Consider the following 22,565-nt stretch of genomic DNA (forward strand, 5'->3'; position numbering starts at 1 on the left):
ACAGCGGGTCCCTCACTCGCGCTCGGGTTCGGAAATCGCGGGCCGGGACACCATGCGGCCGGTCTGCTGCGGCAGCGAATGCCGGTGGGGCACCGATCCTCCCGTGCAGAAGATCGTCGACGTCGGTGACGAACACGGCCCCGGGATCATGGCCGCGTTCGTCTCCGGCGCGACCGAGTACTACCGCTACCTGGAGGGCGCAATCCGGGCCGGAAGGTGTTCAGGCAAATCCGCGGAAAACGTTCTTGTCGCCCGCGTGCGCCGCGGCTGCGGCGTAGTCCTCGATGGTGATGTTGCCGTTGTCCACGTTGCCGACCGCTTCGCCCAGCTCGGAAGACGCGACGCGGACGGTGGCGCCGCGCTGGTCCTCGAACAGGTCGAGGAACAGGATCGGGTATTCGGTGCTCGCCAAGGTCTCGCGGTCCGCCAGCATCACGAACGTGTGGTCCGTCTCCTCCAGCGCGAGCAGCTGTTCGACGGTGATGTCGTGGTTGTCGGGATCATCGAGTATCTCGACGTCCTGTTCGATGTTCACATCGGACGCCGCCATCGCCGAGGCATCGATCGCCGACCGGCAGGACTCCCATGCCTGCTGATCGGAGAAGTCCGTGCGAATGAGGACAGCCTTCACGGTCTCGGGCAGAACAAACACTGGTGCAGTACCTCTCGGTGTCATCGGGAAACAGGCTCGAGTGCACACACCGTACTCGTTCGGACGGAGGAAACACTCGAACCGCAACCCACCCGCCACGGGTTCGCGGACGCGATCGGAGCCGCCGTCGTCGTCGGCAACACCGTGGCACCCGCGAATTCATCGCCTGTGCGTCGAGCCGAGATCAACTATCGGTCATCGAGATTCGGCGGTGTGGTGGACAGCAGGCGCGGGTCCGGCTCGGCGCCGGCCGCGGCGAGGGCTCCGGTGAGCGCCCGCACGAGTGTGAGCAGGTCGCGGGGGTCGCGCTTGTCCAGCCCGCCCAGCAGTTGTTTCAGGACGGTGAGCTGATCGAAGTAGATCCGTTCGGTCACCAGGTTCTCGTGCTCGTCGAACACGAAATACGCCGTCATCCGGGTCCGATGGGTCGAGCCCGTCGGCGGGATCTTGCCCAGCGGACCCAGATGCGTTCCCAGCAGCCAGAATTCGACGATCACCGCATCGTGGCTGTGCCGCAACGCGATGATCTCGTGGTCCTGGTCGGGGAAGGCGACGCGGGTGTCGCGATAGTAGTCGCGCACCTCACCGTCCCCGTCGTGCACGGTCATCGGCGCGATCAGCTCGTAGTGCGGGTGCGGAAATGTCGACAAGGTGGCGTCCCAGTCCTGCGCCACCTCGTCGTGGAAGTGGTCGAGAACGAGTTTCTCGCGGGCACGCAGGACGTCTTCGGGCGGCAGGGTGAAACGTGACGACATCGATGATCTCCTCGCAGGTCTGATCACAAGCTATACCGACTCGGCCCGGCCTGCTCGTCCGCCGGAACCTGCTCGGGCGCAATGGGTTCGGAGCAGTCGCGGCCTGCCGGGCGGACTACTCGCCCCGGGCGCTGCCTACCTCTTCACCGTAATCGAACAGCACATCGTGGACGACCTCGTCGCCGAAAACCCTGACCCGGCTGGTCACCGGCGGGTAGCCGCTGGTGACGACGGTGTAGCGGCCGGTGTCGAGATCGGGGACGACGTAGCGGCCGTCGGTATCGGTGCGGGTGTGGGCGATCGGGGCGCCTGCGGGGTCCAGGATCGTCACCCGGGCGTCGGGTACCGGGCGCTCATCGGTTCGCACCGAACCCGCGAGCGATGACATCGGGGTCATGTCGATGTCGCAGTGCAGCCGGCCGCTTTCGGGGACGGTCAGGGTGATCGCGGTCGGGCGCATGTGTTCGGCGTTGGTGACCAGGGTGTAGTCGCCCGCTGCCAGGCCGGGGCACAGGTAGCTGCCGTCGGTGTCGGTGATGGTCGCGCCGACGACCTCGCCGCGCGGATCGGTCAGCGTGACGGTGGCGTCGGCGAGCGGTGCGCCGCGATCGGTGCGCCGGACCACTCCGGTCAGTTCACCCGAACCGAGCAGGGTGACGTGCTGGCGTTGCGGCCCCGAACCCGGATGGACGGTGACCGCCACCGGTCCGTACCCGTTCGCCGACACGATCAGCACATGGCTGCCCGTCTCCGGCACGTCGATCCGGTAGCTGCCGTCACTCCTGCCGGTCGCCCGTGAAATCTGGTGTCCCAGTTGATCTATCAGCGTCAACACCACGCCGGGGACCGGGCGTCCGCCGCCGCCGTGGACATGACCGTCGATCCAGCGGCCCTCGCCCGAAGCCGGTGACTCGATCGTCGGCCACGCCCGCACCGGCGCCGCCACCCGCGTACGACGCGCTGCCCCGCCTGCCGGCAGCGTCTGCCCGGCGGTCGCCAATTGCGCTTGGGCAGTGAATAATTCACGACTGACGGCCTGCGCGCCGGTCCGGTAGTCACCGCCTTGCACAGGGATGTCCAGCCGGGCGGCGAGGTCGCCGAGCAGATCGTCCAGATAGCCGAGATAGTGCAACGCGTGCCGCAGCCGGGCATTGGCCGAAGAGACGGACAGCGCCTCCTGCAACCGCCGAATGTCGTCGGCCTGGCGGACCCAGACCTGCCGAGCGGTCGGGTTCGCTGCCGTCTCGATATCCGCCGCGTACTCGATCAGCGGGGAATCTGCACTGTCCGAGGCATTTTCACTGTCCGACACGATCCCGGCCAGACCGTCGATCGAATCGGACAGGTTGCCGGTGATCTTCAGCAACAACTCCCGCTGGCCCGTGGTCAGCACCGCCGCACCACTGCCGACCGACATCTCCCGGGCGCAGACCGCGGCCGTGCGCAGCATGGCACGGATCTCCTCGGCGGGCTCGTGGCCGGTGCCGCCCGGCAGGCGAACCAGCGAGCCGGAGAACCGGTGCAACTCGTGCGCCGCCTGATCCACCGCCCTGGCCTGTTCCCGGGTGCCGTGCGCACCGGCCGCGCCGCTCCAGACCTCGCCGGATTCGCGGACGAACGTGGCCAGGGAGTGCACGTGCGTGGCCTGGGCGTGCCGCAGCAGCGTGCGCGTCGCGATGGGCAGGACCACCAGCGCGACCAGTGTCGCGACCACAGCGCCCAGGGCGTTCTCCCCCGCGCGCAACACCACCACCGAATCCTCGTAGCCGCCGGTGAACGAGTAGAGCTGGATCAGCGAGAACGCCAGCGCGCCGGACCACACCGAGTAGTACGCGCTGATCGAGTAGGCGCCCACCACCAGGGCCACCACCAGCAGCGACAGTGTCGCCATCGGATGGTGCGCCCCGAGGAGCTGAGCGAAGCCGATTCCGGCGAAGCCGCCGACGAGCGTGCCGAGGACGCGTTTGACGGTCTTGCGCAGCCGATCGTGCGGAGAGTCGGTGTTGCTCAACACGATCAGCGCGCCGATGACGGCCCAGTAGAACCGGTAGCCGTTCAGCGCGTCACCCAGCGGAATCGCGATCATCAGCGTGATCAGCATCTGCGCGGCGATCCGCAGTTGGGGATTCGGCCTGCTCCAGAAGTTCCAGGGGCGGCGCATACCGCCGGAGTCCAGGACGCGTCCGGCCAGCAGATTGGTGCCGGGGAGTCTGCCCGCGACCAATTCGACCGGGGTGCTGAAGGGTTCGGCGTCGATCTCGGCCTCGAGGTCGTCATCGGATGCGATGGTCCACGCGTCGCTGACGTGGTGCAGGTCGCCGAGCACCGCGACGATCCGGTAGAGCGTCGAGACCAGCCGCTCGTGTTCGGGATCCCGGGAGTCGTTCTCGTGCTGGGACAACCATTGCAGCAGCGGGGCGGTCGAGGCGGGCAGGGCGCCGTCGTGTCGGCGGCCGCCGCGGTCGAGATCGGTGCAGGCGGCCAGCAGGCAGCCGCGCACCTCGGCGGGCAGCGGGCGGCCGGACAGCTGAATCACGATGCGGCCGAGCGCATGTGCGGCGAGTTCGGTGTCGAAGACGAGCCGGTGCAGGCGGTCGGCGGACCGGCTCGAGCTCGAGGCGGTCGCCAGATAGCCGTCCACCAGCATGGCCGCCTCGTTGAGGTGGATCATCTCGTCGCAGAGTTTGCGGGTCGCGCGGGCGGTGGGGTTCTCGGACGCGATCAACCGGGTGGCGCGCCGGACGACGTACCGGGTACGAGTCAGGAACGCCCGTTCGATGTGCAGCAGACCGGTTTCCGGACGCATCCGGCACAGCACGACCTGAACCACCGCCGCCGCGATCGCCGCCACCGCGACGATCGGTGCGATGTACTGCATCTTCGACACCGGCAGCGGCACCAGGACGCCGCTGAGGTAACCGGCGAAGATCATCACGCCCGAGTCCTGCCCGAATTCACCGAAGAACGCGGGCGCGGACAGTTGCACCACCGCGGCCACGGCCGCGACGACCAGCGCGAGAATCCGGTTGTGCTGGACCTCGATCGCGCACAGCAGTGCGATCAGGAACGCCGGGACACCCCACACACAGCGCACCGCGAGCCTGCCCGCCTTGGGACCGGCGACGGTCAGGCCGACCAGCAGTCCGACCATGCCGCCGTAGGTCAGGCCGAACAGCACCGGTTGCCCCAGCGCATGCGCCATGCCGTAGCCCACGGCCAGAGTGGCGACGAAGACCGTCAGCATCCGCCATCCCGCTCGCAGCCGAGCCAGGGCCGGATCGGTGGCCTGCAGATGATCGCGCAGGCGGACGGGCCACGCCGGGCGGCAGGCCGGACACCGGCCGCCGCTGCCGAAGATATTCGACAAAACGTCGTTCTCCTTGTTGCACAAAGCTTTTCAATCGCTCGTGGGGCCATCCGGCCGAACCACCGAGCGCGGCATCGTTGCCGCGAACCCCACCGCTAGTTACTTAGACAGGCTAAGTTATTCAGTTTATCACTGCAAGTATGCAGCACTGCAAGTTTGCAGTAGGATAACTTGGGTGAACAGCGCGAGTGCGACCCTCGGCCTGCGGGAACGCAAGAAGCAGCAGACCCGTGAGGCCCTGCACCGCGCCGCCATCCGCCTCTACGCCGAGCGCGGCCCGGATTCGGTCACGGTCAACGACATCTGCGCCGAAGCCGACGTCTCACCGCGCACGTTCTTCAACTACTTCGACTCCAAGGACGACGCGGTCCTGGACTGGCACGAGCAGCAAGCAGGCGGATCACTCGCCGATCGGATCGCCGCCCGGCCACCCGAGGAGGCCCCGCTGCAAGCGGTTCACCAGGCGATCAACGCCGGTATCCGCCGCCTCCAGGACCGCCCGACCTGGCGCGAATACCAGCAGATGGTGCGGCAGAACCCCCGCCTGGTACCCACCGCCTACGCCGAGAGCCGCCGCACCCTGGCCTCGATGACCGAGGGCGTCGCCCGCCGCACCGGCCTCACCCCCGACGACCACTACCCCCGCGCCCTCGCCGGCGCCGCTCACGCCATCACCCGCGCCGCCCTGGCCGAGTGGAACCCCGAGGACCCCGTCTCCGACCTCCTGACCATCATGAACGCCTCGTTCGAGATGCTCGTCGCGGGCTTCCCGCCCCCACTGCCGAAGTCCGGATAGGGCATCGGCAGAACTCCGCGAGACCGGCGAACGGCTTCGAGACCGCCTCCCGGGATCATCGTCTCCGGCTCCGTCCCGAATCGGAAACCGTTGTCGTAGTAGCGGGTTCGAGGTCGTCGTCGGTGAGGGTGAAATAGTTCTCCTCCTCCTGCAGGAAGTGCAGGCGCAGCAGGGTGTACAGGCCGTAGAGGCAGGCCAGCAAGTCGTCGGTCTGGTCGGGGTCGAGGTGACCGGCGCCGTTCGCGAGGTCGAGATGTGTGCCGATACGTGTGGTGAGCCGCTGTATTTCGGCGTGGGTGCGGCTCATGGTCGCCGTGGCCTCGCCACTGCCGAGCGGACCGGCCAGCGCCGGATACAACTGCGTCTCCTCGGCCTGCTCGTGCGGGAGCAGTTCCTCGGTGAGGAATCGGTGCGCGGCCCGCACCGCGGTCAGTGCCGCCGGGTCGTGCGGGTGGTCGGCGAGTTCGTCGGCGGCGGCGCGCAGCAGCGTGAGCGTGTCGCGCAACGTGTCGTGCTCACCGGCGAATCGGTGCAGCAATTGCTCTGTGGCGGTACGCAATTCGAGACGTGTGGCCGGATTGCCGCGTAACGCGCGCAGGGCGTTGAGGATGACCGCGATGTCGATGCCTTCCTGCAGCAGCGCCCCGGCGGCAGGCGGCAGCAGCCCCACGGCGGCGACGATCATGGCCAGCAACGACAGGCTCATGCCGGCGACCGCGCTCTGCACGGCGATGTGACGTGACCAATGGGCGGTGTCCATGGCGTCGGCGAGCCGATCGAGGCGATCCGTGGTCAGCACGACATCCGCGGCTTCGGAGGATGCGGTGGATCCGCGGGCGCCCATCGCGACGCCCACGGTGGCCGCCGCGAGAGCGGGCGCGTCGTTGACGCCGTCGCCGACCATGACCGCGACCGCGCTCTCCCGTTCTCGCCGCACTGCGGCGACCTTGTCGGCCGGTGTCTGCCCGGCATACACCTCGTCGAGGCCCAGGACGGTAGCGACCTCGCGGGCCGGTTCGGGCCGGTCACCGGTCAGCATGACCAGTCTCCGCAATCCGGCTCGCCGCAGGCGCCGGACCGTGCGAGGTGCGTGGCGACGCAGCGGGTCGCGTAACAGGATCGCTCCGGCGAGTTCGCCGTCGACCACGACCCAGGCAATCGCGGCCGAGTCCAGACCGGCCCGATTCACCACCGCGCGTGTCCATTCGGCTGCGGTGAGCATCGCATCGGGGAGCTTGCCGACCTCGACCCGACGGCCGTCGACCGTCCCGCGGACGCCGCGGCCCGCCTGCTCGGTGACATCGGACGGCGCGAGCAGATCCAGGCGGCGGTCGAGGGCCTCGGTGACGATCGCTTCGGCCAGCACATGCGGCGACATCTGATCGACCGATGCGGCCACGCGCAGAACCGCCGTCACCTCCCGGCCCGGCGCGGCGACCACCTCCACCACCCGAGGTCGGCCCGCAGTCAGCGTGCCGGTCTTGTCCATCACCAGAGTCGTTGCGTGACCGAGGCTTTCCAGCGCACCGCCACCGCGGACCAGCACACCCATGCGAGAGGCCCGGGACAGCCCCGACACGATCGCGACCGGTGCGGCCAGTAGCAGCGGGCACGGGGTCGCCACCACCAGCACAGCCACCGCCCGCACCGCCGACCCGCTCGCGAGGTACGCCGCGGCGGCGACCAGCAAGGCCAGCGGCAGGAACCAGGCCGCGTACCGGTCGGCCAACCGCACCACGGGGGCGTTCTCGGCCCCGGCCTGTTCGGCCAGGCGCACGATTCCGGCGTAGGTGCTGTCGGCGGCGGTCGCCGTCGCACGCATCTCGAATACGGCGCCCGCATTCACCACGCCGCTGCGCACCGGTTCGCCCGGACCCCGCTCGACCTGCAGCGGCTCTCCGGTGAGAGCCGATTCATCCAGTACCGCAACGGTATCGGTAATTCTGCCGTCCACCGGCACCGCCGCACCGGCGGCGACCACCAGCACATCGCCGACCACGACCTCGTCCACCGCGATGACGGTGACCTCGTCGCCGACGCGACGGCGTGCCGAGCGCGGCGCTCTGTCCAGCAACGCACGCAGATCTCGGGCGGCGCGGCCTTCGGCGGCGGCGTCCAGCGCTCGGCCACCGGCCAGCATGACCGCGATCAGCGCGCCCGCCAGGTACTCGTGCACCAGGATCGTCCCGGCCAGGGACAGCACCGCGATCAGATCCACCCCCGCACGTCCCTTGACCAGGGTCGCGATCATCCAGCACACCGCGGGCACGAACGCCACCGCCGTGGTCGCTGCCCAGACCGCGTCGGCCGCATCCCGAACCCCCGCCAGCCACAGGATTCCGCCGACCGCCAGCCCGGTCACCGTCACGGCGACCAGCGACGGCTCCAGCCACCGCGCCAACCGGTTCAGCCACGGCCGCACCGCGGTCGTCACCTGACTCATCGCACACCTCCGGGCCGAGGATCGTCCGCTTACGAGTCCAGTCCGCGCGACGATCTTCGGGGAGGGTCGAAATCCCTGGCCATATGTGTCTTCGGGCCCAACCGCCAGGCATCGTCCCGACACCGGGCGAGCACGAATTCCCAGGTCGGGCGCCGTGCGGATAATGTGTCGCCGCGGTCGCGGCGGGACGATACGATCTGGCCGACGTTACGGTCGGCGGGGGTTCCGCCGCGGAAGCGGAGGACTGCGGGGATGGCCGATTCCCAGGACACGGGTGATCGACCGGCGGTGGGCGATGCCGAACCTACTGTGCGGCAGCATGATTCGTCCGCATCGGGCGGGGCGCGGTCGGAGCCGGGGCATGGTGATGCCAGTCGTGGACATCCTGCGCCGAGGCCGTATCCACCACCGAGCAATTCGGGCAGAACGGGGTGGATCATCGGCGGCATCGTCGCGGCGGTCGTCGTACTGGGCATCGGGGTCGGCGTCGGGGCGCTCGGTGCGCGGTCGTCCGAGAAAGCCGGAAATGCGGTCGCCGAGACGCCGATCTACTCGATGGACGGGATCGACGACGCGTGTGGTTCGGTCGATACCGCGCCGCTGAAGAAATGGTCGTCGACGCCCGGCAGCCCACCCGAGCACCGGGAGGATCGGCCGGGGCCCGACGGCGGCGGCAGTCTGAGCTGCCGGATCGGTTACTCCACCAACGGCGATCCACTCCAGGAGGCGCGCATCCTGGTCGACGTCGACTTCACCAACGGCAGCGCCCCGCCCTATTACGAACACTGGGACAAGCGCGAGACCGGCAAGATCGGACCGGGGCTGTCCTCGGGCAAGGTCACCGGGCTCGGCTCGCAGGGGTACTGGCATTCCGAGGTGAGCGGCGATCTGGTCACCGATACGAGCTACATCGTGTGCGTGCTGGCCGACAACGTCTCGGTGCACGTCGAACTCCAATTCGTCCGGGACCGCGATGTGTCCCAGGTGAGCGGCGCGGACCTCGACCCGATCGCCCGAGCCCAGGTCCGCCGCACGCTGGACGCATTGCGGAAGAAGTAGGGAATCCCTTGCAGCACAGACGGGTACAGCGCCGATGACCGGCCCCGGACATGAATCCGGGCCGCCGCCCGGCCAACGGCCACGCGCGAGCGGGATGAACACGATCGGCCTGATCGTGGCAGGCGCGGCCACCGACCACCCACTACGAACCCGCGCCGGGCATCTACTCGATGAACAATGTCACCAACGCCTGCGATCTGGTCGACACCGCACCGCTCACGAAATGGTCGTCCGGACCGACACCGATCGTGCACCGCGAATATCCCGCGCAGAGTGCCGATTACGGCGGTGTCCTGCTGTGCCAGATCAAATACACCAGCACGTCGCCGGTCGACGATGTCACCACCGACGACGCGGAAATCAGCCTCCAGGTCGAGTTCACCGGCGTTGCCGGACCGCCCAAATACGACGAGTGGAAGAGTGCCGACACCGTCCCGCAGCAGGGCGCCAGCTCGGGCGACCTCACCGGACTGGGCACCCGAAGCTATTGGTACGCAGGACATCTGACAGCCACGGACGCCAATTCCGATTCCTACGCCGTCGGCGTGCAGGACAGTAACGTCTCGGTGAAAGTCGAGGTCGGCATCAGACGCGCCCGAGGTGAGGCCGAAGCGAGACTGCTGCGAAATTCCTGTCTGCCTGAGGATTTCAGCCGAATCGGATGATGGATAGGACTCCGGCCACCAGGCAGTACACCGCGAAGGGCAGGAGCGTGCGGGTTTGGAAGTGGCGCTCCAGGAAGCGCACGGCCAGCCAGGAGGACACCCCGGAGACGATGGCGCCCACCAGGATCGGGCCGCGAATCGGGGCCAGGCGAGAGTCGGTGAGTTCGGGGACCTCGAACAGGCCCGCGCCCAGGATCGTGGGGGTGGCGAGCAGGAAGGCGAATTTGGCCGCGTGCTCGTTCTCCAGGCCGCGCCACAGGCCGCCGACCATGGTCAGGCCCGCGCGGCTGAAGCCGGTCAGCAGGGCGCCGGCCTGGGTGAGGCCGATGCCGATGGCGTCCAGGACGCTCAGCGCCGCCAGCGGGCGGTCGGCCTGGCGGGGTAGGCGACGCTCGGCGGTGAGCAGTGCGCCGTGCGCCTCACGTCGGGCGAACCGGCGACCGTATTCGGCCAGGGTCGGCTCGTTGCGGCGGCGTAATCCCTCCCCCAGGACCAGGACCGCGCCGTTCAGGGTCAGGAAGATGCTGGTGTCCACGGGCGTGTCGAACAGCGCGTGCAGCGGGCGATCCAGCAGTGGGCCGAGCACCGCGACCGGAACTGTCGCGATCACGATCAACCAGGCCAGCCGCTGCGGTACGGTCTCCGCGCGACGGGTGCGCAGGGTGGATACGAATCCGGCGATGATGGCCAGCCAATCGCGCCAGTAGAACGCCAGCAGCGCGACCGCCGTCGCCACGTGCAGCGCGACCACGAAGGCGAGATACGTTGCGCCCCTGTCGGATTTGTTCACACTGACCGCCTCCCAACGGCCACCGAACCAATCCGCGACCAGCACGGAGTGGCCGAGGCTCGAAATGGGGAACAACTCGGTGACACCCTGCACCGCGCCGATGACGGCGGCTTGAGAGTACGTGATCATCGGCAGGAGTTTCGCACGCGCGCCGGGCGATTACCCTGGCAGTCCGGCTGATGTACCAGATGCCTGAATCGTCTTGTATCCCAGTGATTCTCATCTCATTTCAAGATCGATTCGCAGGGACGCAGCACATCTCGGGCAACCGAGTCGAACCGGCTGTGCGGCTGAATAATCCGGTGGACACCGCTCGCGCCACACCGTTACAAACGACGAATGATCCGCAAGTATCCGCGCACCCGGCACCTGGAGGGGTCCCGCCTGCAACCGGGCGACCACGACCTGCGTGCCGTGCCGTTCGCGCAGATCGCGGGCGAACATCTGGTCGTGGAGGAGAAACTCGACGGCGCGAATGCGGCAGTCAGCTTCGATTCCGAAGGCGCACTGCGACTTCAGAGCCGAGGGCACTATCTGACCGGTGGCCCGCGCGAGCGGCAGTTCGGACCGTTCAAGGCGTGGGCAACCGCCGTGCAGCACATCCTGCGCGCCCGGCTGGGCAGCCGCTACGTGATGTACGGCGAATGGCTCTATGCCAAGCACACCGTGTTCTACGATGCACTGCCCCACTACTTCTGCGAGTTCGACGTCCTCGACCGCGACACCGAGACATTCCTGTCGACCGAACGCCGACGGGAGCTGCTCGACGGAGCGCCGGTCGTCTCGGTGCCCGTCCTGCACACCGGTCCGATCGATCGGCTCGAGGACCTCACCGCCCTGATCGGACCGTCCGGCTGCCGAACTCCCGGCTGGCGCACCGCACTCGCTCACGCCGCACGGGTCGCGGGCGTCGATCCGGCCCGCGCGGCGGCGGAGACCGACACCGCTGATGACATGGAGGGCCTGTACATCAAGGTCGAATCGGGCGCGGAGACCGTCGACCGATTCAAATGGGTGCGCGCCGGATTCCTCACCACCATCCTGGATTCGGGCGGGCACTGGCAGGATCGGCCCGTCATCGCCAACGGGCTCGCCGATCCGGAGGCACTGTATGCGGGAGTATGAGGCGCTGTGCCCCGGACCGCCCGGCTGGACGGTGCCGTGGGCGCAGATCCGCGAACGGTTCGACTGGGTCCGCTCGATGACCGGTGTGCCGCAGGATGCGGTGCACCACGCCGAGGGCGATGTCGAGATCCACACCCGGATGGCCTGCGAAGCCCTTGCCGAACTGCCCGAGTGGCGAGCTCGGCCCGCTGCCGAGCGCGTCCGGCTGTTCGCCACCGTGCTGATGCACGATATCGCCAAACCCTATTGCACACAGATCGATTCGGACGGCCGCATCACCGCGCACGGCCATTCCCGGCGGGGTGATCTGCTGGTGCGGCGCGCGCTGTGGCAACTGGATGCGCCGATCGCCGACCGGGAACACGTCGCCGCGCTGGTGCGTCATCATCAGGTCCCGTTCTGGGCGCTGGAGCGACCCGACCTGCAGCAGATCGCCTTTCGCGTCGCTCTGCTGGCCCGCAACGACGATCTCGCCCTGCTGGCCACCGCCGATCTGCTCGGCCGGATCTGCCAGGACACCGAACAGATCCTCGAGAACATCGCGCTGTATCGCGAATACTGTGCCGAGCAGCAATGCCTCGACCGGCCACGCGTTTTCGCCTCCGATCACGCGCAGTTCCAGTACTTCCGCACGCCCGGCCGCGATCCGGACTACGCCGCCTACGACGACACCCGGCTGACCGTCACCATCCTGTCCGGTCTGCCCGGCGCGGGTAAGGACCACTGGATCGCCGCACATCGCCCCGGGCTGCCGGTCGTCGGCCTGGACCGGATCCGCGCGGAGCTGGGCATCGCGCCCACCGACGACCAGCATCCGGTGATCGCCGCGGCCCGCGAGCGCGCCCGCGAATATCTGCGGGCCGGAACATCATTCGTGTGGAATGCGACCAACACCACTCGACGGCTACGCAGTCGCAGTATCGATCTGGCCGCCGGCTACCGGGCCCGAATCGAGATCGTCTCCCTGGAGGCTCCCGCCCCGATCCTGCACGCCCGAAACCGCTCCCGCACCTCCCCGGTCCCGGCCGCGGTCATCGATCGACTCGCCGCGCACTGGGAGACACCGGATCCGACCGAAGCGCACCGGGTGGAATGGATCTGCACCGCAGCGTGATGCGCTTTTCGTAAATTCGGGGTGACCGGTCGATATCGGGTACCGAAAGCGGCAAAAATAACACCGACAGGGATTATTCTGCCACCCGTGCATCGATGTCATCGTGTCGCCGCCGTGGTGACCCCGCCGCAATCGACATTCGAATTATCTTGCGTCGCAGAGGTATTCGGTATCGAACACCCCGGCGTGCCGACCCGCTACTCGTTCGAGGTCTGCGCGGAGAATACCGGCGCGCTGCCCACCAAGGCGGGGTATCGGATGCTCGTCGACCACGGTCTCGACACACTCCGCACGGCCGATTCGATCTTCGTGACCGGCTGGCCGGACCGGGATCGACAGCCCTCGACACAACTCACCCGCGCCCTGTGCGAGGCGCATCGACGCGGCGCCCGGATCATCGGAATCTGTTCGGGCACTTTCACACTCGCGGCCATCGGACTGCTGGACGGCCGGGAGGCGACCACGCACTGGCGGATGGCCGAGGAGCTGCGGGAGCGGTATCCGCAGGTGTGGGTGCGGCCGCACGCGCTGTACGTGAATCACGGCGACGTCGCGACCAGCGCGGGCACCGGCGCGGCCATCGATCTCGCCCTGGAACTGGTCCGCTGCGATTTCGGCGCGGCATATGCGGCCGATATCGCGCGGCATATGGTTCTGCCGCCGCACCGGGAGGGCGGCCAGCGCCAGTACACCCGAAATCCCGCGCGCCGCCCCACCCCGCAACCCGATACGCTCACCCCCGCGCTGTCCTGGATCGAGGACAATCTGCATCGCCCGATCGCCGTCGAGGAAATCGCCGCCCGGTGCGCGGTCTCCCCCCGAACGCTGGCCCGGCTGTTCGACCGGCACCTGGGCACCACACCGGGAAAATGGTTGTTGCGCAGAAGAATTCATCACGCCTGTGCCCTGCTCGAACGCACCGACGCCACCGTCGCCGCCGTCGGCGCGGCCACCGGCTTTCCCGACCCCTCCAACTTCCGCCGCCGATTCGCCGACGAGGTCGGCACCAACCCCAGCGATTACCGCCGCACCTTCGCCCAGCCCGCGGGGCACTGAGCACAAGGTCGAGTCCGAAACGACGGCGCTCCGATCGGAATCACCTGTTTCGGTGAGGTTCCGACCGGAGCGGCCGTCGCGGTGCAGATCTAGTGGACGGGCAGCGTCGCCGCCTCGTCGTATCCCAGTTCCAGGTCGTGCCGGATGCGTTCACCGGTCACCCGGACGCTGCTGGCCACCGAGGGGTAGCCGCGGGTGACCACCGCGTAGCGGCCCGCGGGCAGATCGGGGACCAGGTAGCGGCCGCTCTCGTCGGTGCGCGCGGTGGCGACCAGTTCACCGGTCTCGTCCAGCACCGTGACCTGCGCGTCGGGCACGACCCGATCACCGGCCTGCACCGCACCGGCCAACGTCGCGGTCGCGTCGAGGTCGACATCGTGTCGCAACACGCCGCTCTCGGGTACGACCACCGTGCTCGCGGCGGGACGCATGCCGTCGGCGACGACGACCACGGTGTGCGCGCCCGGGGTGACGGCACAGGTGTACGTGCCGTCCGCGCCGGTGACCGCGGCTCCGACCACCTCGCCGGGTGCGTTGGTCAGGGTGACGGTCGCACCGGCCACCAGCAGGCCACCCGGACCGCGGACGGATCCGGTCAGCTCACCCGAACCCGGCAGCGTGACGGTCAGCAGATGCGGTCGCGCACCGACGGCGACGCTCACCGCGACCGGCCGGTGCCCGTGCGCCGAGGTGATCAGCACATAGTTGCCGGGCGCGGGCGCGGTGATCCGGTAGCCGCCGTCCGCATCGCCGGTCACCCGCGAAACCTGCTGTCCGCGTGGATCGATCAAGGTCAGCGCGGCGCCGGACACCGGCTGACCGCCGGAACGCTGCACGTGGCCCACGACCGCGGGCCCGCTGCCCGCATCGACCACCCGATCCGGAATCGACCGTGCGACAGCCGAATCGGCGAACACAGCGGCCTCGGACAGTGGAGAGATGTCCACGATCTGTTGCGCCGGAACAACTTCCGCCTCCTCGGCCGAATGCGCGAGTTCGACCGATTCCAGCGCCCGCGCCCGTCCGGACGGAATGAAGATGCTCACCACGGCCGCTCCCGCGGAGACCGCACCCAGGAACCAGAAGATGTTGGCATATCCCGAATCCGCCGGAAGTCCGTGCGCCGCATGCGCACCCGAGGTCAGGATGACCGAGGAGATCGCACTGCCGATCGCACCGCCCACGGTCCGCACATTGGCGTTCATCCCGGTCGCCGCGCCGGTCTGCGCGGGCGGCACCGCGGCCACGATGATGGCGGGCATCGAGGAGAACGCCATGCCGATGCCGATCCCCAGCAGCACGGCGGCCAGGTAGATCTCCCAGCGCTGATCGTGCCCGAGCGCGAGCAGGAAGAAGGCGGGCGTGGTGATGACGGCGCCGATCAGCACGATCGCCTTGGAGCCCAGCCGCGCGGCCAGCGGCCCGATGGCCAGGCCGATGATGAACATCGCCACCGACAGCGGCAACAGGTACAGCCCGGATTGCGTGATGCTCGCGCTGAGCCCGTATCCGGCAACCGATTTCGGCGTCTGCAACAGCTGCGGCAGGAACGTCATCATCGCGTACATCGCAGCGCCGATCAGCACCGCGACGATGTTGGTCGTCCACACCGCCGGAATCCGCATCGTGGTCATATCGATCAGCGGTGTCTCGGAACGGATCTCGACCACGACCCACGCGATCGCACACACCACCGTCAGGGCGAACAGGCCCAGGGTGATCCCCGAAGTCCAGCCCCACGAGGGCCCCTTGCTCACCGCGAGCAGCAGCGCGACCAGCCAGGCGGACAGCAGAATCGCTGCGCCCCAATTGATCCGGCCCGGACTGCGCACCGGCGATTCGGGCACGAACAGCACCGCGGCGACCGCGGCCACCGCCGTGATGATCATCGGGATCCAGAACAGCCAGTGGTAGTTCAGGTGATCGACGATCGGACCGGCCAATACCAGTCCGAGTCCGGAGCCGACCGCGATCAGCGAGGAGGCGATGCCCACCGCGCCGTTCAGCTTGTGCATGGGGAATTCGTCGCGAATGATGCCGAACGCCAGCGGAATCACGCCACCGCCCAGGCCCTGGATCACCCGCGCGACGATCATCACGCTCACCGATTCGGTGAGCGCCGCGATGAGCGAGCCGACGGTGAGCCCGACGAGCGTGACGACGAGCATCCGCTCCTTGCCGACCTTGTCACCGATCCGGCCGAGGATCGGCGTGGCCACCGAGGCCGAGAGCAGATAGCCGGTCATCAGCCAGGTCGCGGTGCTCTGCGTGGTGTGCAGAGCCGGAATCAACAGCGAGAACACCGGCACGATCATCGACTGGAGCATCGCGTACGCGGCGATCCCGAGCAGCAGCACCGCGAAGACGACGTTGTAGTGCGGGCGGGTCTTCACTAACGCCATGAGATACGGGTTTCCTCCCCGGAGAACATAAACGGAGTCATTCTCCGTTTAGATAACGGTAACAGAAAGCGGGGCGGTCGCTCCCTATCGGAATTGTGATCTGCGACTCGAAACCCGGGCATCGCGCTCGGCAGCGCACCCGTGTACCGGCCACTACTTGAAGCGTCTTGCGTCGCAGATCAATTCCCGGTATGGCCGAATTTCTCCGCCAACCGCACGTCGCGAACCGGCGGACGAATGTGAAACATCGATTGCCGCAGGGCCGGGCCCTGATCGGCGCACCACCGGTCGGTCCCGTAATGATCTGCGCGCCTTCGAGTTCGACTAACAGGTCGACACCGGCGCAGCGGTGCTGGTTGAATGCCCGTGTCCGCTCGACCGAGCGTACGTCGGCGGCGTGCTGCATACTGCGACGCAGTTGCACCGAGCATCTCGACCGAGTGCCCAAAGAACCTCCGGGGGTTGACACATGACAGACCTGAAATCGCTCGACCGATCCGTGCGCCGGTCTCGGCGGACCACCGTGCGGACGGTCGGCGCGGCCGTGCTGGCGGCCTCACTGCTCGGCGCGTTCGCGACGGGTTGCAGCTCGAACTCCTCCTCCTCGACCTCCGCCGCGGCGAGTAGCTCCCCCACCGCGCCGCCGCCCAGCCAGCTCCCGGACGGCGCGCAGCTGATCTCCGAGTCGGCCAAGACCACCGAGACCCTGCACTCGGTGCACCTGGACATCAAGGTCAACAACCTCCAGAACCTGCCGGTCGACACCATCTCCGCCGATGTCACCAACCAGCCCTCCGGTCAGGCGATCGGTGACGCGAGCATCCGCCTGAAGGAAGGCGACCCGTTCACCAAGACCAAGTTCCTCGCGGTGGACAAGAAGATCTACGTCTCCAGCGACGGCACCAAGTACGTCCCGGTCGGCGACACCCAGAAGGTCTACGACCCGGGCGTCATCCTGGACAAGGACAAGGGCATCGCCAACGTCATCGCGCACGTGAAGGGCGCGAAGGCCGAGTCCCGCGAGACGATCAACGGCGTGAACACCGTCAAGGTCACCGGCACCATCGATCCCACCGTGATCGACCCGGTCGTGCCCAAGATCGGTGACAAGGTCCAGGGCAGCCTGCCCATCACCCTGTGGATCACCGACGTCACCCCGCCGAAGTCCTCGGCCGCGGCGACCACCCTGCCCTCCTCGGCGGCCTCCCCGGGGACCGGCCCGAACCTGGTGCAGGCCCAGGTGACCAAGGACAAGGGCAACGCCACGATCGACCTGTCCAACTGGGCCAAGCCCGTCACGGTCACCAAGCCGGCCGGCTGATCCCACCACAGCAGGCAGTTCGGACATGCGAGCCGGTCCGGGATCGCGTACGGCGGCACTGTTGCTGCCGTACCTCCCGGACCGGCTCGCGTAGCGTCCGCGCCGGATTCTCGCCGGTGAGCTCCGGCATCGTTCCGCGCCCGAATCCCGGCCCCGGAACCCTGATCTCGGCCCGCTTAAGGGATTATTCAGTCAAATACAAGGCGCCGCACGGAATCTGAACACCAACGACGCTCGAACGCGACGCCTGCCGGAGAACCTGATCGGCAGCACGGCCTCGAACGGCCGATCAGACATGGAGGTAAGAAAGATGACCGACCGCCCGGATGTGCAGGAGCGGGAGTTCAGTCGACCTCCCATTCCCGACGGCCCTCCGCCGGTCTCCAATGTCTGGATCTACAACGGGAAAGCTTACGATCTCAGCGAGTGGATTTCCAAGCATCCCGGCGGAGAATTCTTCATCGGCCGGACGAAGAATCGTGACATCACGTCCATCATCGGCTCGTATCACCGCGAACCCGAGCGGATCGCGCGGATGCTCGAGCGGTACTCGCTGGATCGCCAGGCCCTGCCCGAGGACATCCATCCCAAGAACAACGCCCCGGACTTCCTGTTCACCGAGGGTTTCGACAGTTGGACCGACACCCCGAAGTACCGCTTCGACGACGAGAACGACCTGCTGCACAAGATCAAGGCGCGGCTGCGCGAGCCGAAACTCGCCGCGCGCCTGAATCGTATGGACAAACTGTTCAACATCGTCGCTATCGTGCTGACCATCGCCTATTTCGCGGTCGAGGGCCTGCGGCTGTTCGAACGTAACTGGATTCCGTTGCCGGTCTTCGTGATCGCGATGGTGCTGCTGCGCAGTTCGCTGGCCGGCTTCGGCCATTACGGAATCCACCGAGCCCAGAAGGGGCTCAACAAGATATTCACCAACGCATTCGATTTCAATTACGTGGCACTGTCTTTCGTGACCGCAGACGGCCACGCGCTGCTGCATCATCCACACACCCAGAGTGAAGTCGACATCAAGAAGAACGTCTTCACCATGATGATGCGCATTCCGCGGGTGTATCGCGTTCCGGTGCACACGATTCACAAATTCGGGCACACCATCACCGGGATGACGATCCGCCTGCTGGACGTGTGCCGCCTGACCCGCAAGGTCGGCATCAAGGACATGTACGGCACCTGGGGCGGCGCGCTGCCACACTTCATCGGCTCCTTCGCCATGCGATTCCTGCTGTTGGGCGAGCTCGTCGCCTTCGTGCTCGCGGGCGATTTCTGGGCCTGGGCACTGCAATTCGTGATCACGCTGTGGATCAGCACCTTCCTGGTCGTCGCGAGTCACGACTTCGAGGAGGAGGTCGGCGAGCTGCCCGAGGCCGACACCGAGGATTGGGCGGTCAACCAGCTCGAACAGGCCTACGACCTGACCGTGGTCGGCAACCGCTACGTCGACTGCTTCCTGTCCGCGGGGCTGAGCTCGCACCGGGTCCACCACGTTCTGCCGTTCCAGCGCAGCGGATTCGCCAATATCGCCACCGAGGACGTGGTGCGCGAGGAAGCGGCGAAATTCGGCGTCGAATGGCTTCCGGCGAAGAGTTTCTTCACCGACCGGTTCCCGAAACAGTGCCGGACCTATCTGCTGGCTCCCTCGCGCGATGCGCAGGAACGCAATTGGGGTTTCTTCCGCGAGCATTTCGCGCCCGGCGCGCTCAAGACCTGCGGGGTCTACATGGTCCAGGGATTCACCGGAATCGGAACGGTGTAAACAGCTTTCACACTTCACCGCGCCACGATTCCGGCGTGTGGATGTTTCATCAGAAGGGGAGAATTCGTGAGTATCACATTCGATGCGGGGGGCGCACGCCCGGACGAAGCGATCCGGCCCGACGCAACCGGCGAGCACGGCCTGGCCCAGTTGCCGCCTGCGCCGCCGACCACGGTGGGCGTCATCGAATCCATCGCCACCGGTGCGCCCGGCCGGGTCATGGACCAGGCCGCCTCCGCCGAGCAGGTGGCCGCGCTGTTCGCCGATCCCGCACAGCGAGCGCGCATTCCGCGGATCTACGCCAAGACGATGGTGCGGACCCGGCAGCTCGCGGTCGACCCGCTCGATCCGGAATTCCTGGAATTCAGCCGCAAGCCCGCGACCATCCGCGACCGGATGAATCTGTTCTTCCAGCACGCGGTTCCGCTCGCGGTCGACGTCGCCGGACGCGCGGTGGCCGGTCTGGACTACCCGGCCGAGGAGATCGGACTGCTGGTCTTCGCCACCAGCACCGGATTCATCGCGCCCGGCGTGGACGTCGCGGTCGTCAAGAGGCTGGGCCTGTCCCCCACGGTGGGCCGGGTGATGGTGAACTTCATGGGCTGCGCGGCGGCGATGAACGCCATCCGCACCGCCGTGGATTACGTTCGCGCACATCCGGACAAGAAGGCGCTGGTCGTCTGCCTCGAACTCAGCTCGGTCAACGCCGTGTTCGACGACGACATCAACGACGTGATCACGCACAGCCTGTTCGGCGACGGCTGCGGCGCGGTCGTCATCGGCGCGGGCCAGGTGCATCAGCCCCTGGCGCCCGGCCGGGTGGTGATCCGCGACAGCTTCAGCCATCTGCTCGACGACGCCGAGGACGGCATCGTCCTGGGCGTCAACCATCACGGCATCACCTGCGAGCTGTCCGAGCAGTTGCCCCGCTACATCTACACCGGGGTGGATCCGGTCATCGGAAAGATCCTGGAGCACAACGGATTGCGGAAATCCGACGTGGATCTGTGGGCCATCCACCCGGGTGGTCCCAAGATCATCGAGGAGTCCGCACGATCGCTGGGCATCTCGGCCGAACAGGCCGCGCCGAGCTGGGATGTCCTGGCCCGGTACGGAAATATGCTCAGCGTCTCGCTGATCTTCGTCCTGGAGGAGATGGTCCGGGCCGGATCATCCACCACGAAGCCGATATCGACCGGTGTCGCCTTCTCCTTCGCGCCCGGAGTCACCCTCGAGGGAATGATCTTCGACATCATCCGCCGATAGTGCGCCGCGGCCCCGCCCGAGTCGACGCGACCGCCCGAGTCGTCCGACTGCCCGAGTCGAAAGACGCAGCATCATGCAACTCCTCCGATTTCTGATCTCGATCTCCTGGATGCGGATCACCGCCGTCATCGCCGCCGGGCTGGTCTGCGGTGTGGCGAACACCTATCTGGTGACATTGATCCGGGGGGTCGTGTCACCGCCGCCGCATCCGCCGGTCACCATCACCAGTTTCGTGCTGGCCGGTGTGGTCATCCTGGTCAGCGGCGTGCTGTCGCAACTGCTGCTGATCCGGCTGGCCCAGGACGCGATCTACCGGCTGCGCGCGGACCTGAGCACAGGAATCGTCTCCGCCCCGCTCGAACACCTCGAGCGCCTGGGTACCCACCGCCTCATGGCGACGCTGACCGAGGATGTGCGCTCGCTGTCCGAGGCGGTCACCGCGATTCCGAGCATCTGCGTCGACGTGGCGACCATCGTGGGATGTTTCGTATTCCTCGCGATCGTCTCCGGTCCGATCTTCGCCGTGACGATCGCGGGCACGCTGCTCGGAATCGCCTGTGTCGAACTGGTTCTCAAGCGCGTGCGCGGACTGTACCGGGCCGCGCGCGAGCACGAGGACGGGCTGCTGGGCTCGTTCCAGGCGGTCACCCTCGGCATCAAGGAACTCAAGCTGCATCGGGGCCGCCGCCGCGACTTCATGGATCGGCACCTGCTCGGTTCAGCCCGCGACGTGCGGGCGCGCAATGTGGAGGCGGGATCGAAATTCTCGCTGGCACAGGGCTTCGGGCAACTGCTCCAGCTCGGCACGATGGCGGTGATCCTGTTCGTGCTGGCCTCGGCGATGCATCTGTCGCTGGATGTGATGGTCGGCTACGTCCTGGTGACGACCTTCCTGGCGATGCCGATGCAGAACTTCATGCACCGCATCCCGGACCTGGTTCGCGGCGACGTCGCACTGGCGAAGATCCGCACCATGAACCTGTCCATGGAGACGTTGCACGACGAGGAGTCGCTGCCGTACACCGAGCGCCCGCCCGCGGGACCGGAACCGCTGGTGCTGACGAACGTCGGCTACAGCTACCGCACCGAGGCGCCGCCGCCGGTGCCGCCGATTCCGGGTGCGCCGCCCCCGCCCGGGATGCCGCCGATGCCCGGCGGGTCCGGTCGCGGAGCGAAGCAGCCGCCGGGTGGACGTCCCGCGGGTGCACCCCCTCCGCCGCCGCCCGGTGCGCGGCCGCCCGGTGGCGGTCGTCCCGACGTCAACGGCCGTCGGCAGTTGCACCACGGCCGACCGGATGACCGGCCGGTGCCGATGGCTCCGCCGCCGGGCGGTCCGAACGAGTCCGGCGACGACTCGGGCTTCGCACTCGGCCCGCTGGATCTGGTTTTCGAACCCGGCCAGATCAGCTTCGTCATCGGCGGCAACGGCAGTGGCAAATCGACTCTGGCCAAACTGATCACGGGTCTGTACGTGCCGCGGACCGGTTCGATCTCGCTGGGTGAGGAGCGGATCGATCACGAGAACATCGAATGGTTCCGGCAGAACGCCTCGGCGGTGTTCACCGATTTCCATCTGTTCGAGGACTATCTGGGCTTCGACCGTCCGGGCATCGACGAGGAGGTGCGCGGATACCTCGAGGAACTGCAGATCGCGCACAAGGTGACGGTGCAGGACGGACGGCTGTCCACCATCGCGCTGTCCCAGGGACAGCGCAAACGCCTCGCCCTGCTGACCGCTCTGCTCGAGGATCGGCAGATCTACGTCTTCGACGAATGGGCGGCCGATCAGGAACCCCGGTTCCGCGAGGTGTTCTACACCGAGATCCTGGCCGGGCTGAAACGTCGCGGCAAGACCGTCATCGTCATCACGCACGACGACCGGTACTTCGACCACGCGGATCAGATCGTCAAACTCGATTTCGGCAAGGTGGTCGAGGCGACCGCCGCGGCCGGCGAGGCCGCGGTCCGCTGAATTACCGT

The 22,565-nt window shown here is 67.5% G+C and carries 16 protein-coding genes; 10 read left to right on the top strand and 6 right to left on the bottom strand.

Going from position 1 to position 22,565, the window contains the following annotated elements:
- Window positions 1–220: 220 nt before the first annotated feature.
- From K7711_RS01540 to K7711_RS01550, 3 genes are all read right to left on the bottom strand, one after another.
- Window positions 221–652 (bottom strand): DUF6924 domain-containing protein, encoded by a 432-nt coding sequence (locus tag K7711_RS01540; RefSeq protein WP_222964172.1) that lies wholly within the window; start codon window positions 650–652, stop codon window positions 221–223.
- A gap of 188 nt (window positions 653–840) precedes the next feature.
- Window positions 841–1,407: an ester cyclase gene (locus tag K7711_RS01545; protein WP_222964174.1), complete on the bottom strand. Its 567-nt coding sequence runs from the start codon at window positions 1,405–1,407 to the stop codon at window positions 841–843.
- A gap of 115 nt (window positions 1,408–1,522) precedes the next feature.
- Window positions 1,523–4,774: a carboxypeptidase regulatory-like domain-containing protein gene (locus tag K7711_RS01550; RefSeq protein ID WP_222964176.1), complete on the bottom strand. Its 3,252-nt coding sequence runs from the start codon at window positions 4,772–4,774 to the stop codon at window positions 1,523–1,525.
- A gap of 175 nt (window positions 4,775–4,949) precedes the next feature.
- On the opposite strand from K7711_RS01550, the gene K7711_RS01555 reads away from it, so the two are divergent.
- Complete coding sequence (locus K7711_RS01555) at window positions 4,950–5,570, top strand: TetR/AcrR family transcriptional regulator (RefSeq protein WP_222964178.1); 621 nt, start codon at window positions 4,950–4,952, stop codon at window positions 5,568–5,570.
- Between the two features lie 55 nt (window positions 5,571–5,625).
- On the opposite strand, the gene K7711_RS01560 is transcribed toward K7711_RS01555, so the two are convergent.
- The gene (locus K7711_RS01560) at window positions 5,626–8,013 is read right to left on the bottom strand and encodes a heavy metal translocating P-type ATPase (protein ID WP_222964180.1); all 2,388 of its coding nucleotides are present in this window, start codon (window positions 8,011–8,013) and stop codon (window positions 5,626–5,628) included.
- Between the two features lie 252 nt (window positions 8,014–8,265).
- Between K7711_RS01560 and K7711_RS01565 the strand changes: the two genes are divergently transcribed.
- Both K7711_RS01565 and K7711_RS01570 read left to right on the top strand, forming a co-directional pair.
- On the top strand, window positions 8,266–9,072 hold the full coding sequence (locus K7711_RS01565; RefSeq protein ID WP_222964182.1) for a hypothetical protein: 807 nt from the start codon (window positions 8,266–8,268) through the stop codon (window positions 9,070–9,072).
- 170 nt (window positions 9,073–9,242) lie between these two features.
- A complete protein-coding gene (locus K7711_RS01570; protein WP_222964184.1) occupies window positions 9,243–9,737 on the top strand; it encodes a hypothetical protein in 495 nt (164 codons plus the stop codon).
- On the opposite strand, the gene K7711_RS01575 is transcribed toward K7711_RS01570, so the two are convergent.
- The gene (locus tag K7711_RS01575) at window positions 9,721–10,656 is read right to left on the bottom strand and encodes an undecaprenyl-diphosphate phosphatase (protein WP_372460087.1); all 936 of its coding nucleotides are present in this window, start codon (window positions 10,654–10,656) and stop codon (window positions 9,721–9,723) included. The genes K7711_RS01570 and K7711_RS01575 overlap by 17 nt on opposite strands.
- A 210-nt stretch (window positions 10,657–10,866) precedes the next feature.
- Here K7711_RS01575 and K7711_RS01580 point away from each other — a divergent pair, with 210 nt between their 5' ends.
- From K7711_RS01580 to K7711_RS01590, 3 genes are all read left to right on the top strand, one after another.
- Window positions 10,867–11,652: an RNA ligase family protein gene (locus K7711_RS01580; protein ID WP_222964186.1), complete on the top strand. Its 786-nt coding sequence runs from the start codon at window positions 10,867–10,869 to the stop codon at window positions 11,650–11,652.
- The gene (locus K7711_RS01585) at window positions 11,639–12,766 is read left to right on the top strand and encodes an AAA family ATPase (RefSeq protein WP_222964189.1); all 1,128 of its coding nucleotides are present in this window, start codon (window positions 11,639–11,641) and stop codon (window positions 12,764–12,766) included. The genes K7711_RS01580 and K7711_RS01585 overlap by 14 nt, the downstream gene beginning before the upstream one ends.
- An 87-nt stretch (window positions 12,767–12,853) precedes the next feature.
- A complete protein-coding gene (locus K7711_RS01590) occupies window positions 12,854–13,822 on the top strand; it encodes a GlxA family transcriptional regulator (protein ID WP_222964191.1) in 969 nt (322 codons plus the stop codon).
- 89 nt (window positions 13,823–13,911) lie between these two features.
- Here K7711_RS01590 and K7711_RS01595 read toward each other — a convergent pair whose 3' ends face one another.
- Window positions 13,912–16,224 carry an MFS transporter gene (locus K7711_RS01595; protein WP_222964193.1) on the bottom strand — a complete coding sequence of 771 codons (2,313 nt, stop codon included), beginning with the start codon at window positions 16,222–16,224 and terminating at the stop codon, window positions 13,912–13,914.
- Window positions 16,225–16,693: 469 nt separating this feature from the next.
- Between K7711_RS01595 and K7711_RS01600 the strand changes: the two genes are divergently transcribed.
- The 4 genes from K7711_RS01600 to K7711_RS01615 all read left to right on the top strand — a co-directional run bounded on the left by K7711_RS01600 (window position 16,694) and on the right by K7711_RS01615 (window position 22,557).
- Complete coding sequence (locus K7711_RS01600; RefSeq protein WP_222964195.1) at window positions 16,694–17,545, top strand: LppX_LprAFG lipoprotein; 852 nt, start codon at window positions 16,694–16,696, stop codon at window positions 17,543–17,545.
- Window positions 17,546–17,855: 310 nt separating this feature from the next.
- Entirely contained in the window at window positions 17,856–19,319 is a 1,464-nt protein-coding gene (locus K7711_RS01605) for a fatty acid desaturase (RefSeq protein WP_222964197.1), read from the top strand.
- Between the two features lie 111 nt (window positions 19,320–19,430).
- Window positions 19,431–20,585: a type III polyketide synthase gene (locus K7711_RS01610; RefSeq protein ID WP_308014574.1), complete on the top strand. Its 1,155-nt coding sequence runs from the start codon at window positions 19,431–19,433 to the stop codon at window positions 20,583–20,585.
- A gap of 73 nt (window positions 20,586–20,658) precedes the next feature.
- On the top strand, window positions 20,659–22,557 hold the full coding sequence (locus K7711_RS01615) for an ATP-binding cassette domain-containing protein (RefSeq protein ID WP_222964199.1): 1,899 nt from the start codon (window positions 20,659–20,661) through the stop codon (window positions 22,555–22,557).
- The last annotated feature ends 8 nt before the right edge of the window (window positions 22,558–22,565 follow it).

It is taken from the genome of Nocardia coffeae (assembly GCF_019890715.1).
GTDB classification, from domain to species: Bacteria; Actinomycetota; Actinomycetes; order Mycobacteriales; family Mycobacteriaceae; genus Nocardia; species Nocardia jiangxiensis.